We start from the raw sequence: 12,679 nt of genomic DNA on the forward strand, positions 1-12,679 counted from the left end.
AAGACGTAATATCAACATTTATAACGCTGTTTTGTTTGTGGCCGATTGTTTCAGCTCACCGGATGGCGCGTTTATTACGGAAAAATGACGTAACGAGATTAGCACAATCCGCTTCCAAAATCCCATTGGTTACTATCGTCTTCGGATGCAGTATTTTATTTCCGAAAATCGAAAAGCCCCGCTTTTCATCGATTGCACCGAATACAATTCGGTCGATTTGGGTCCAGTAAGCCGCACCTGCGCACATCACGCAAGGTTCGATGGTAACGTATAGGGTGCAGTCGCGCAAATATTTACCGCCAACGTAATTAGCAGCAGCAGTGAACGCCTGCATTTCGGCATGCGCCGTCACGTCGTTCAGCCGTTCGGTAAGGTTATGCCCCCGCCCGATGATCTTCCCATTAGCAACAACCACGGCACCAATGGGCACCTCACCTTGCTCAAGTGCCTTCTGTGCCTCGCGGAGCGCCTCTTTCATATAGACCTCATCAGGGATGGTGGCAACGGAATCTTCAAAGTTGATGTATTTCATCTAGACTTGAGATATGAGATGTGTGAAACCATTCGTTGAGCGCCAGCTCACATTAACTTCGATCCGTTTGGTACCGGGCGTTCCACGGCACTTAATACAATGTCTCCGTTGTCGTCAGCAAAACCCGTAACCAAGCATTCCGACATGAAGTCTGCAATCTGTTTCTTCGGGAAATTGACGACACCGACGACTTGTCTACCGACTAATTCCTCCTTGCTGTAATGTTTGGTAATCTGTGCACTGCTTCGACGTTGTCCAATTACCGCCCCAAAATCTATAGTCAGTTTATAGGCCGGCTTGTGCGCTTTCGGGAATTCATCGACTTGGATGATCGTACCGACACGCAGCTCCACCTTCTCAAAATCATGCCAAGAAATCTCAACCATCAGAATATGCAAACCGTTACTATAACCGATTACTCTCCAGGTCAGCAATACCCTTTTTCAACGTGAAAAGGATATAATCCCGGCTACGCCGTACCCGCTTGGCTAACCTTCCGATTAGTTCGTTTTCCTTTCCAGGCTCGAAAGCGAGGTCCTCTTCTGAAAGATGGTTGTATTTCCGCAGGAATTTCGCCTTCGCTACTTCCCACTCTTCCAAAGTCATTTTGATATCAGCCATATAATGTTGATTTGAGACAAAATTAGCCAAAGTTGCTAGCTTGTGCAAGTTTATTAAGCTGATAACCTACGCGCTGCGCACATTCCCAACTGGCCACAATTTTATTTTCGGCTTGAATTTTGCTACAATTGCACATCAGTATACGAATGGACAAATAAACATTAAAAAAGATTATGCTATGAAAAAGTACTTTATTATTGCATTTCTCGTAACCGCTACGATTTTTGGCGCGAATGCTCAGTTGCTGCCGAGTTTCCAATTCGGGGTGAAAGCGGGGCTTAACTTTTCCAACTTGAAATCGGAAGACGGAAATTGGCTCGACGCTAGTACTAGGACCGGATACCAAGCCGGGGTGTGGGCGCGCATAGGCGGTGCCGGTGTACATTTTCAACCCGAACTCTATTTAACTGGCAAAAGCTCGGAAGCTAAACTGGTGGAAGAGAACGAAGAAGGCAAAGTGAGCTTTACGTCGCTCGACCTCCCGCTATTGCTTGGTACACGCATCGGTTTAGGCCCTGCCGGCCTGCGCATTGTCGCCGGTCCAGTCGTGTCGTTCGTCGTAGATAAAAATATTGGTGACGCGCTGGCCCAAGTCCCTGAATTCAGCGAATACAAAAACCAAGCCTGGGCAGTAACCGGCGGACTCGGACTCGACATCAGCAATTTCCGCATCGATGCGCGTTACGAGCACGGGTTAAGTGAATTAAGCAAGAACGATAGTGCACCGCAAAAGGTCAACCTCTGGACCGTGGGCATAGGTTATCGGTTGTTTTAACACTATTCGGGCTAAAAGAAATTACATGTTCGGCGCCACGCAAATCAATGTGTGGCGTTTTTTTTGACACCAAAACCAATTAGAACTGTTCTAAATTAAGGATTTTGCTTGTTTATTTACGCGCGTATTGAATCAATTGGTAGATTTGCTTACCAAAATTAAATATTCGAGGAGAATGAATAAGTCCAAACCACTACTTTCCTCAACGCTTGGGAAGAAGCTTATCATGAGCTTAACTGGTCTGTTTTTGTGCACATTTCTGATTGTCCATCTTATTGGCAATCTCCAGTTATTTTATAACGACCAAGGAAAAGCGTTTAACGATTATGCACATTTCATGACGCATTTCACGCCGATTAAAGTCGTATCATACCTGCTTTATACGTCGATCGTTATACACGCAGTTTATGCATTGGTCATAACCATCCACAACAAAAAGGCGAGACCCATTGGTTACGCAGTTTACCGCGGATCGGCCAACAGCGCTTGGAATTCCCGCAATATGGGCTTGTTGGGTACCGTTTTACTGGTATTCATCGTAACACACATGAGCAATTTCTGGTGGAAATATCATAATGACGCTGTACCTTATATAGAATACCGCACCAACTTGGCCACCCATGAGACTACGGCCACCGAGTTGATTGCTGGGGAATATACGGGTTATGTGAAATATGTAGACAACGACTTTGAAATACTGAAGGCCAAGGATTTGTATAAGCAGGTGCAATTTGCTTTCCAGAATTGGATTTTGGTCGCATTTTATGTCATTGCTATGGGAGCACTTTCTTTCCACCTCATCCATGGGTTCAAGAGCGCATTTCAGACTTTAGGGTGGGACCATAAGAAATATGCCCCTATTATCCGGTTTATCGGTATTTGGTTGTTCGGCGTTGTAATCCCCATCGGATTTGCGGCAATGCCGTTGTATTTCTATTTTTCTAACTAGCTATTTTGTAAGTCTATGCACGTTTTGCAAGGCACAAAAGATATAACAGACATCATCATATGTTAGATTCGAAAGTACCAGCAGGGCCACTGGCCGAAAAGTGGTCGAGACATAAGTTTAATCTGAAGTTGGTCAACCCGGCCAACAAGCGTAAATACACCATCATTGTTGTCGGCACCGGCCTAGCCGGATCATCCGCTGCGGCTTCACTCGCCGAGCTCGGTTACAATGTAAAGGCATTTTGCTACCAGGACAGCCCACGGCGCGCACATTCCATTGCCGCCCAAGGTGGTATCAATGCAGCAAAAAATTATCAAAACGACGGCGACAGTGTTTATCGATTGTTTTACGACACCGTAAAGGGTGGCGACTACCGGTCGCGCGAGGCCAACGTACACCGCTTGGCAGAAGTGTCGGTAAACATTATCGACCAATGTGTGGCACAGGGCGTACCGTTCGCCCGCGAGTATGGTGGGTTGCTCGACAACCGTTCGTTTGGTGGGGCCCAGGTATCGCGTACATTTTATGCGCGGGGACAAACGGGGCAACAGTTGCTCCTGGGTGCTTACTCTGCCCTGAACCGGCAAATCCACAAAGGCACGGTGAAAATGTACAACCGCCATGAAATGCTGGACTTGGTTACCATCGATGGCCATGCCCGTGGTATCGTTACGCGTGATATGATTACCGGCGAAATCGAATCGCACGAAGGCCACGCGGTGTTACTATGCACCGGTGGTTATGGCAACGTATTTTTCCTGTCCACAAACGCCATGGGCTGTAACGTCACCGCCGCGTGGCGGGCCCATAAGCGGGGTGCGTTCTTCGCCAATCCGTGTTATACGCAAATCCACCCAACCTGTATCCCAGTCACCGGCGACCACCAATCAAAGCTGACACTGATGTCTGAATCACTGCGCAACGACGGTCGTGTATGGGTGCCGAAAACCGTAGAGCTTGCACAAAAACTACGCAAGGGCGAAATTAAAATCGCCGACATCAAAGAAGAAGACCGGGATTACTACCTAGAGCGTAAGTACCCTTCATTCGGCAACCTCGTACCTCGGGATGTGGCATCGCGGAATGCGAAAGAAGTGGTAGATGAGGGCCGTGGTGTAGGTGCCTCCGGCATCGCCGTATTCCTCGATTTCGAAGACGCCATTAAACGGCTTGGGGAAGACGCGGTTCGTGCCAAATACGGCAACCTGTTTGACATGTATCACCAGATTACCGATGAGAATCCATATAAACAGCCTATGCGCATCTATCCAGCTGTGCACTACACCATGGGGGGCGTTTGGGTCGACTATAACCTGATGACTACCGTCCCCGGGTTGTATGCATTGGGCGAATGTAATTTCTCCGACCACGGAGCCAACCGGCTAGGGGCTTCGGCCTTGATGCAGGGACTCGCCGATGGTTATTTCGTCATCCCATATACCGTGGGTGATTACCTAGCCGGCATCGGCTTCGATCCGGTAGACAAAAACCACCCTAATTTCGAAAAAACACGTAAGGAAGTGGAAGAACGGGTACATCATTTACTCTCCCTTAAAGGAAATAAAACGGTAGACGACATCCACAAAAAACTAGGCCATATCATGTGGGAATACTGCGGCATGGCGCGGAATGAGGCTGGACTTACCAAAGCGAAAGAGCTCATACGGGAGCTTCGGCAGGAATTTTGGGACGACGTGACCGTGCTGGGTGAAAATGAGGAAATGAACCAGTCGCTCGAGAAAGCAGGGCGAGTAGCAGACTTCCTTGAGCTCGCCGAGCTGATGGTAGAGGATGCACTCCATCGCCGTGAATCGTGTGGCGGGCACTTCCGCGAAGAGAGCCAAACCGACGAGGGTGAAGCGAAACGCGATGATGAAAACTTCAGCTATGTCGCTGCCTGGGAGTACAAGGGGGACGGGCAAGCCGAAGTACTCCACAAAGAAGCATTGGAATTCGAGTATGTTAAATTAACACAACGGAGTTATAAGTAAACGAAGCTGCTGGCCGTAAGTCGCTAATTGTAGCATAAAGCGCGAAGCAAAATAAAATAAAATAACATGAGTGGAAATATGAACCTGACGCTCAAAGTATGGCGCCAAAAGAATAACAAAACCAGGGGCAAGTTTGTAACGTACAACGCAAACGGCATCTCGCCTGATATGTCTTTTCTTGAAATGCTCGACGTGGTCAATGAAGACCTGGTACGGAAGGGCGAGGATCCCATCCACTTTGACCACGACTGCCGTGAGGGGATATGCGGGATGTGCTCACTCCATATCAATGGGCGGCCACACGGCCCCAATCAACTCACAACCACCTGCCAGCTGCACATGCGCAGTTTCCACGATGGACAAACCATCGTGATCGAACCGTGGCGAGCAGCCGCATTCCCGGTAATCAAGGATCTAGCGGTAGACCGCACCGCTTTCGACCGGATACAACAAGCGGGGGGATATGTCAACGTCAACACCGGCGGTGTGCCCGATGCGAATAGCATACCCATTCCCAAAGCGGTATCGGACGAGGCGTTTGAATCGGCGACCTGCATCGGTTGCGGTGCTTGCGTGGCAGCCTGCAAAAATTCTTCGGCTATGCTCTTTGTTTCGGCCAAAGTATCCCAATATGCTTTATTGCCCCAAGGCCAAACCGAGCGATACAGCCGTGCCCAAGCCATGGTTAACCAAATGGATGCGGAGGGTTTCGGCAGCTGTACCAATACCGGCGCTTGTGAAGCCGAATGCCCGGTAGGCATCAAACTCACCAATATTGCCCGGTTAAACCGGGAATACTTTACGGCCAAGCTCTTCAAAGAAGAAGAAGTACATTAAGCCAATCCGCATAACCGTATTGCCCCCCACAGTGACCCGATATTGTGGGGGTTTCTATTTTTACGTACATTAGCGGCTATAAACGGTGAGTACGGTTGTCAAAATACGGCTTTTATTGTTGGTGTTGACGTTATGCTTCATAGGCACCGCCGTCACCATCAACTTGACCTTCAAAAACGAGGAGACCTTACTCCTGGATGGCAGGCGTGTCCAGCACAACCTTCAGAAAAAAGAACAGATAGTATTAGATTTCCTAAACGACACCAGCCGCTTTAATAAGTTAAAAGCGATGGAAACCGATGTGGCACAGGCCGAAGAAATTTTCGATTATTTCGTAGGCCAACATGACATCTATCCATTTATCTACGTAAATAACGAGCTGGTTATCTGGGGTACTGATAAATTTGTCCCGAAAACGGATGCAGGCTTTAGCGATGGTGTAGATATTATCCAAGCCGATAATGGATGGTATGAATCCATAAAAAAAACTGCAGGAAACATCTCGGCGTTGTTCCTGATTCCAATAAAATCCAACTACCAAAGGAACAACGAGTACCTGCAAAACACATTTTCTAAAAGCCTGATAGAAACCTACAACCTGGAAATAGCAGATTACAACGACCATGTCATCTACAATATTAGGAGCGTAACCGGCAAGTACCTCTTCTCAGTAAAGTTGGGCGAGGGTCGGCACGACACCTTTTTTTCCAAGTTGGAGCTGACTATGTGGGTGCTCGCCGGGCTTTCTATAGTGCTTCTACTCAATATTATGTGCATTTGGCTGGCCCGGCGGGGTTGGGTATGGTCTTCGGTAGTATTATTTGCATGTTGCCTGGCGGGGCTGCGCTATGTCGATTTACACTACGGTTGGCTGGCTTCCCATTTCTATACGGGACTTTTCGATTCACGTAATTTCGCCTCCAGCTTCCTTTTTCCCCACTTGGGCGGATTTCTGCTCAACATAATCGCATTCACTTGGTTCATCGGCTACCTATACGCTTTCCGAAAGGAGCTACACATCCCCGCAATAAGCCGCACCAGCGTTGGGAGCTTTATCACGATTTGTATTTTCGCGGCGGTGGTGTATGGGGTAAGCCATGCGATGTCAAACATTTTTTTGGGTTTGGTATCCAATTCCGACATCAATTTCGATGTGACCAATATACTTGACCTAAGCTTCTATAGCTGGGTCGGCATCTTTGCGTTATGCCTGAGCATGCTATCTCTCTTACTGCTTATTGACCTGCTAGTGGGGGCAGCACACGCCGTGGTTCCGAACCAAAGGCAGTTACTATTCATGGGTATTGTGGTTGTGGCCGTTGTAGGGGTATTGATCGTCCTAAATGGTTTTTCACTTCGCAATCTGCCGATTACTTTTTTATTGCTGATCGCCCTTATCGGACTACGGGCTTGGTATAAAAAACGGAAACGCCGATTCGACCTAGCGGTTTTTATCGCCACCCTATTGCTCCTTGCCTCCATCACGGCGATAAAACATGGCCAGTTTCAACGCTACAAAAAGGAGGAAAAGCAAAAAGTAGCCATCTCGCGTTTAGAGGCCGTTGATGATGCCAACGCCCTTGCGCTTTTTCACGACCTCGAAAAGGAAATCGTTAAAGACCCTTTCCTTATTGATTATTTCAAGAACCCCCGAAATGAAAGTCGCGAATTACTCAATGAGCACCTCAAGCGGACTTACTTAAGCGGATACCTCTCGCGCTATGAATTTGTAGCCAATGAATACGACACCAATTGGGTACCAATCGGCAATAGTTCTGCCAGTAAGCGGCAGGACTACCGAAACAAGGTTATTTCCGGTGCCATAAAGGTGTCTGAAAACTTCTACCGGGGGAACAGCCGGCTGGGTAATTTTGAATACTTCGCCCAGCTACCCGTACAGGAAGATGGTGAACTGCTTGGTATATTGCTTATCGAGCTCCAAAACAGGTCATTTAGCCAGCTCGCCTCCTATCCGGATATCCTCGCTGATAGCCGCATTGACCAACAACAAACAGAATTGATAGCCGAATATGCCTATGCGTTTTACCGAAACGGCACCTTGGTAAGCCAATATGGCGACTACGTATACCCACTATCTGCGGAAACTTATCCCGCCGAACAACGGAAGTTTATCTCTCTCGGCACAGCAAACGGATACGAACACATGATGCGCCGGCCAAACAGCCAAACCTTAATTGTGGTGAGCAGCCCTCAGCTTAGCCGTTGGATGCAGCTGGCCGCACTGTCGTTCATTTTCCTGGTTTTCCTGCTGTTCGCGATATTGGCGTTCATCGCACGATGGCTAGTACTGACGCTCAACAGCAACGATTTCAGCCTGCGCAACCTCCGATGGAGCTTCCTGATTCTCTCTAACAAAATATTATACAGCACGCGTATCCAGACGTTTATGGTTGTAGCAGTGGTAACCACCTTGATTGTGGCTGGTATTATCACCTTCTTCAGCATCAGTAGCCAGTTTAGAAAACAGCAGGAAAGCGGCGTATTGAAATATGTGGTTGATATCGCAGGTAGACTAGAGTCCAGGTGGTTAAAGGAGCTCAATACGAACAGGGGGGTATCGGCCGATGAGCAATTCAATACTATCGCCGAATCGATCGCCGCTGATTTAAACCTATACGACACGGATGGCCAGCTGATTTATTCCACACAGCCGCGCATATACGACCTCCGGTTGCTATCGCGTTATATGCAGCCCCATGCTTGGCTCCACATGGCTCGGTACCAACGATCTGAATTCCTCCAGCACGAACATATCGGAGGACTGAATTTTATTGCTGCATACGCCCCTATCAGAAACGATGAATACGAGGCTGTAGCATTCCTCAGTTTACCCCATTACAGTTACCGGAAAGAGTTTGACCAGAATGTAGGTCTCTTGCTCAACACGCTCATCAACATTTACGCACTGGTTATTGTTGTCCTGGGTCTATTTGCCGTATTCGTGGCCAATAAAATTACCGCTCCATTGGCCTTGGTACAGCGTAGCCTCGCAAAGACAAGTATCGGAAAACCGAATGAGCCTATCTTCTGGAAACGGCATGACGAGATAGGCAGCCTCATCAAAGAATATAACCTGATGATTGTGGCGCTCGAACAGAGCGCGAACACCATAATGCGTTCGGAGCGCGAATCGGCCTGGCGTGAGATGGCCAAACAAGTAGCCCATGAAATCAAGAACCCGCTTACCCCATTGAAGCTCGGCATCCAGCAATTAGAGCGCTCCTGGAGAGAAAAGGATCCACGGTTTGAAGAGCGGTTTGAAAAATTCAGCGAATCGTTTATCGAACAGATAGATAGCCTCTCGCACATTGCATCGGAATTTTCGGAGTTTGCCAAAATGCCCGACACGCAGCTCAGGGAGGTTGATATACTGGATATCCTGACCAAGGCAGTTGAAGTGTTCCGCAACAACGTGGGTGTCAAGATAACGATTACGAATGCTTGCAACGATAAAGCGATTATCGTACAAGGTGACCGCGATCAATTGCTCAGGTCGTTCAATAATTTGATTAAGAACTCCATCGAGGCGGCTATCTCAAAACGTCGATGCCAGATTAACATCGTCCTAAATTACGATGCAGACTTCTATGTAGCAATCGCCGTACAGGATAACGGTGAGGGCATAAATCCTGAGGCCCGCGAGAAGCTGTTCCAGCCCAATTTTACGACGAAAAGCTCAGGTACGGGACTGGGATTGGCATTTGTAAAGCAGGCGATAGAGGGGATGCGTGGAAGTATTCGATACGAAACTTTTGTGGGGAAAGGCACAACATTCTACATACGCATCCCCTCCGTACGTGCGCGGCAATCGTCTACCGCATAATAAGAGCAAAACTATTCTGAACGGCGGGATTACCGTAATACAATACTATTTTGCCCCATTACTGCATTATCTGTGTAGAGTAAAATGGTATAGGTTCCTTTTTGAAATCCCCTGGTATCGGCCCATTCAATGGTATACGTAGCTCCATCGTTCTTGAATTCAATAGCCGTTTTGTAGGTGTATTGCATTTGCTTACCATCTACCTCAAAAAGTCCGTAATCGTCGGTGGTTCTAAGATTGCCATTGGGGTCTATTACACGCATGTATATATCGTGATTGCCTATTTCAGCCAACGGATTATCCGCCAGTGTAAAATCAATATGGATGCTGCTGACACGGCGTGCTCTGGTTTCTATGCTCTCCTTGTTATTGCTCCGCTCCCGCACGCCATTGATGGAAATACTGGAAATCTTTAGTGCAGAAGCAAGTTTAACCATATCGACCAAATCGGTATGTTGCTCTTCAAGTTCGATAAGCCGGTCTGAAGATGAGGAAACTTCTTCCCGCAGCTCATCACGTTCGGACATCAATTGCGCATTCCGGCTCCGGAGCAGCTCGACTTCTTGAAGGTAACTCGACACTTGCTGCTTCAACTGGTTGATCTCCTGCTGCGCCCTACCCAGCTGCTCGAGGGTAAGGTTGCTCTTTGCCAATTCGGCACGTAAGGTCACTATTGTCGAACGCACACTGTCCCTGGAAGCCAGCAATGCGGAGTTAAGCTCGATGTTGTCGTCGGTCAATCGATCCAATTCCGCTTCGATACGATCTATTTCGGCTTCCATGCTTACCTTTTCATCGGTCAACTCGTAAACCTTATCGTCGGTATTTTTGTATTTGACGTAGAAATATATATTGGTTGCTAGCAAGGCAGCAATAGCTACCACAAAGAAGTAAATCTTGGTGGAATCCCTTCTTGTCTCCTCCGGAGCGGACTCTTCAGCTGCTTTGTCTAGCATCGTACGTATCTCTTGCATGGTCTATAGACAACACCCCCACTAACACATCTCTCGACTTATTATTAGAACAAAAATTGTTCCAACATATTTTCCGGGGTCAAAAAGCGGGATTATTCCGATCTGTTGCCAAGCTGATTTTCCCTACGCATCAATAGTAGATCCGCGTGCACCATATCCTTTATCAGTGCATTGAGGTCGTATTTAGGCTGCCAACCGAGTTGGCGGTGGGCTTTGGTTGCATCACCGATCAGCATGTCCACTTCCGTGGGTCTGAAATAAGTAGGATCTACTTTCACCACGGTCTGACCCAGCTTAATGGCCGCAGGATCAATGCCCAATGCGCTAAGTCGGGCTTCATCAGCGTCGATGACGACTCCTTTTTCCCGTTCACCTTTGCCACTAAACTCGACTTCGATACCGAGCTCGGCAAAACCAAGTCTCACAAAATCACGTACCGTGGTGGTTATACCAGTAGCTATAACATAATCTTCCGGCATATCTTGCTGTAGCATGAGCCACATCGCCTCGACATAATCCTTGGCGTGTCCCCAATCGCGCTGTGCCGACAGGTTACCCAAGAACAATCTGTCTTGCAATCCGAGGGCGATACGGGCAACAGCACGGGTTATTTTACGCGTTACGAAGGTCTCGCCCCGTATGGGGCTCTCATGATTGAACAAGATACCGTTGCATGCGTATAGCCGGTAGGCTTCACGGTAATTGACTGTAATCCAATAGGCATAGAGCTTGGCTACCGCATAAGGGCTACGAGGATAAAATGGGGTCCGCTCATTTTGTGGTACTTCCTGCACCAACCCATACAACTCAGATGTAGCGGCTTGGTAAAAGCGGCATCTGTCACCGAGCCCCAGTAATCGGATAGCTTCCAACAGGCGTAGTGTGCCCAATCCATCTGCGTTTGCCGTATATTCGGGTGTGTCAAAGCTCACTTTCACATGGCTTTGTGCGGCCAAATTATAAATTTCGTCCGGCTGCGTTTCCTGTACTATACGGATCAGGTTAGTGGCATCGGTAAGGTCACCATAATGCAAGGTGAAACGGCGGTTGCTCTCGTGCGGATCTTGGTATAGATGATCAATACGATCGGTATTGAACAACGAGCTCCGGCGCTTCACACCATGCACCAAATACCCCTTGTCCAATAAGAGCTCAGCCAGGTAGGCTCCATCCTGTCCTGTAATCCCTGTAATCAGTGCGGTTTTAGCCATTCAATCAATTGTATTGCTTCAATACCGATTTTAAAAGGTACTGCCCGTACCCGCTCTTTAATAGCGGTTGGGCTATCAGTTCCAGTTGCCCGGCATCGATGTAACCCATCCGGTAAGCCACTTCCTCAATGCATCCGATTTTGAGGCCCTGCCGCTCTTCAATAACCTGAACGAATTGACCGGCCTGCATAAGGGAGGCAAATGTACCGGTATCCAGCCAAGCGGTACCGCGGCTGAAGATCCCCACTTTCAACCGGTCTTGCTGGAGGTAGGTTTTATTCACGTCCGTTATTTCGTATTCACCGCGGGCCGAAGGCTGGATATGTTTAGCAATATCTATGACGGTGTTATCATAGAAATATAGTCCAGGAACGGCATAGTTTGATTTGGGTCTATCCGGCTTTTCTTCAATAGAGACAACACGGTGCCCGCTATCAAACTCGACAACGCCATAGCGCTCCGGGTCGGATACGGGGTAGGCAAATACCACACCGCCACCTGCCGGCAGATTGGCACTTTGCTGCAAGAGGCGTGATAACCCTTCGCCGTGGAAGATGTTGTCGCCCAGTATGAGTGCAACATTATCATTTCCTATAAAATCTTCACCGATGACGAAAGCCTGGGCCAGCCCATTAGGCTCCTCTTGTACGCTATATGAAAATGAACAGCCGATTTGGGAGCCGTCGCCCAACAACTTGCGGAACGCGGGCAGGTCATGCGGGGTCGAAATAATCAACACCTCACGGATACCGGCCAGCATCAGTGTAGAAAGCGGGTAATAAATCATCGGCTTGTCGTAAACCGGCATCAGCTGCTTGCTTACGGCAAGCGTCAAAGGATGTAACCGTGTGCCAGATCCCCCGGCCAGAATAATACCTTTCACTTTTTATCTTTTAAACAAACAGGAAGGCAAAGCTATCAATTTTTAGGTAAACTGACCCAAAA

The 12,679-nt window shown here is 48.1% G+C and carries 11 protein-coding genes; 5 read left to right on the forward strand and 6 right to left on the reverse strand.

Annotated features, from left to right (window positions below; genetic code table 11):
• Window positions 1–55: 55 nt before the first annotated feature.
• From NGM62_RS05450 to NGM62_RS05460, 3 genes are read right to left on the reverse strand one after another with little or no spacing between them, the layout of a single operon-like run.
• Window positions 56–532 (reverse strand): nucleoside deaminase, encoded by a 477-nt coding sequence (locus NGM62_RS05450; RefSeq protein ID WP_262246453.1) that lies wholly within the window; start codon window positions 530–532, stop codon window positions 56–58.
• Window positions 533–579: 47 nt separating this feature from the next.
• Entirely contained in the window at window positions 580–918 is a 339-nt protein-coding gene (locus NGM62_RS05455) for a tRNA-binding protein (RefSeq protein ID WP_262246454.1), read from the reverse strand.
• A gap of 19 nt (window positions 919–937) precedes the next feature.
• Window positions 938–1,153 carry a hypothetical protein gene (locus tag NGM62_RS05460; protein WP_262246455.1) on the reverse strand — a complete coding sequence of 72 codons (216 nt, stop codon included), beginning with the start codon at window positions 1,151–1,153 and terminating at the stop codon, window positions 938–940.
• 178 nt (window positions 1,154–1,331) lie between these two features.
• Between NGM62_RS05460 and NGM62_RS05465 the strand changes: the two genes are divergently transcribed.
• The 5 genes from NGM62_RS05465 to NGM62_RS05485 all read left to right on the forward strand — a co-directional run bounded on the left by NGM62_RS05465 (window position 1,332) and on the right by NGM62_RS05485 (window position 9,549).
• The gene (locus NGM62_RS05465) at window positions 1,332–1,928 is read left to right on the forward strand and encodes a porin family protein (protein ID WP_262246456.1); all 597 of its coding nucleotides are present in this window, start codon (window positions 1,332–1,334) and stop codon (window positions 1,926–1,928) included.
• Between the two features lie 175 nt (window positions 1,929–2,103).
• Window positions 2,104–2,877 carry a succinate dehydrogenase cytochrome b subunit gene (locus NGM62_RS05470; protein WP_262246457.1) on the forward strand — a complete coding sequence of 258 codons (774 nt, stop codon included), beginning with the start codon at window positions 2,104–2,106 and terminating at the stop codon, window positions 2,875–2,877.
• A gap of 59 nt (window positions 2,878–2,936) precedes the next feature.
• Window positions 2,937–4,868 carry a fumarate reductase/succinate dehydrogenase flavoprotein subunit gene (locus NGM62_RS05475; protein WP_262246458.1) on the forward strand — a complete coding sequence of 644 codons (1,932 nt, stop codon included), beginning with the start codon at window positions 2,937–2,939 and terminating at the stop codon, window positions 4,866–4,868.
• A gap of 66 nt (window positions 4,869–4,934) precedes the next feature.
• Complete coding sequence (locus NGM62_RS05480; RefSeq protein ID WP_262246459.1) at window positions 4,935–5,705, forward strand: succinate dehydrogenase/fumarate reductase iron-sulfur subunit; 771 nt, start codon at window positions 4,935–4,937, stop codon at window positions 5,703–5,705.
• Window positions 5,706–5,790: 85 nt separating this feature from the next.
• Window positions 5,791–9,549 (forward strand): sensor histidine kinase, encoded by a 3,759-nt coding sequence (locus NGM62_RS05485; RefSeq protein ID WP_262246460.1) that lies wholly within the window; start codon window positions 5,791–5,793, stop codon window positions 9,547–9,549.
• A gap of 29 nt (window positions 9,550–9,578) precedes the next feature.
• Here the strand turns inward: NGM62_RS05485 and NGM62_RS05490 are convergent, their stop codons facing one another.
• The 3 genes from NGM62_RS05490 to rfbA form a co-directional block, all read right to left on the reverse strand.
• Window positions 9,579–10,523 (reverse strand): hypothetical protein, encoded by a 945-nt coding sequence (locus NGM62_RS05490; RefSeq protein WP_262246461.1) that lies wholly within the window; start codon window positions 10,521–10,523, stop codon window positions 9,579–9,581.
• 92 nt (window positions 10,524–10,615) lie between these two features.
• Window positions 10,616–11,734 carry a GDP-mannose 4,6-dehydratase gene (gmd, locus tag NGM62_RS05495; protein ID WP_262246462.1) on the reverse strand — a complete coding sequence of 373 codons (1,119 nt, stop codon included), beginning with the start codon at window positions 11,732–11,734 and terminating at the stop codon, window positions 10,616–10,618.
• 4 nt (window positions 11,735–11,738) lie between these two features.
• Window positions 11,739–12,617, reverse strand: coding sequence for a glucose-1-phosphate thymidylyltransferase RfbA (rfbA, locus tag NGM62_RS05500; protein ID WP_262246463.1), 879 nt, complete (start codon window positions 12,615–12,617; stop codon window positions 11,739–11,741).
• Window positions 12,618–12,679 lie beyond the last annotated feature (62 nt).

Origin of the sequence: Parapedobacter soli (genome assembly GCF_025460835.1) — a bacterium.
GTDB lineage: Bacteria > Bacteroidota > Bacteroidia > Sphingobacteriales > Sphingobacteriaceae > Parapedobacter > Parapedobacter soli.

Excerpts from the sequence above, each read along its gene's own strand:
- NGM62_RS05450 (WP_262246453.1), bottom strand. The coding sequence starts at position 532 with ATGAAATACATCAACTTTGAAGATTCCGTTGCCACCATCCCTGATGAG.
- NGM62_RS05455 (WP_262246454.1), bottom strand. The coding sequence starts at position 918 with ATGGTTGAGATTTCTTGGCATGATTTTGAGAAGGTGGAGCTGCGTGTC.
- NGM62_RS05460 (WP_262246455.1), bottom strand. The coding sequence starts at position 1,153 with ATGGCTGATATCAAAATGACTTTGGAAGAGTGGGAAGTAGCGAAGGCG.
- NGM62_RS05465 (WP_262246456.1), top strand. The coding sequence starts at position 1,332 with ATGAAAAAGTACTTTATTATTGCATTTCTCGTAACCGCTACGATTTTT.
- NGM62_RS05470 (WP_262246457.1), top strand. The coding sequence starts at position 2,104 with ATGAATAAGTCCAAACCACTACTTTCCTCAACGCTTGGGAAGAAGCTT.
- NGM62_RS05475 (WP_262246458.1), top strand. The coding sequence starts at position 2,937 with ATGTTAGATTCGAAAGTACCAGCAGGGCCACTGGCCGAAAAGTGGTCG.
- NGM62_RS05480 (WP_262246459.1), top strand. The coding sequence starts at position 4,935 with ATGAGTGGAAATATGAACCTGACGCTCAAAGTATGGCGCCAAAAGAAT.
- NGM62_RS05490 (WP_262246461.1), bottom strand. The coding sequence starts at position 10,523 with ATGCAAGAGATACGTACGATGCTAGACAAAGCAGCTGAAGAGTCCGCT.
- gmd (WP_262246462.1), bottom strand. The coding sequence starts at position 11,734 with ATGGCTAAAACCGCACTGATTACAGGGATTACAGGACAGGATGGAGCC.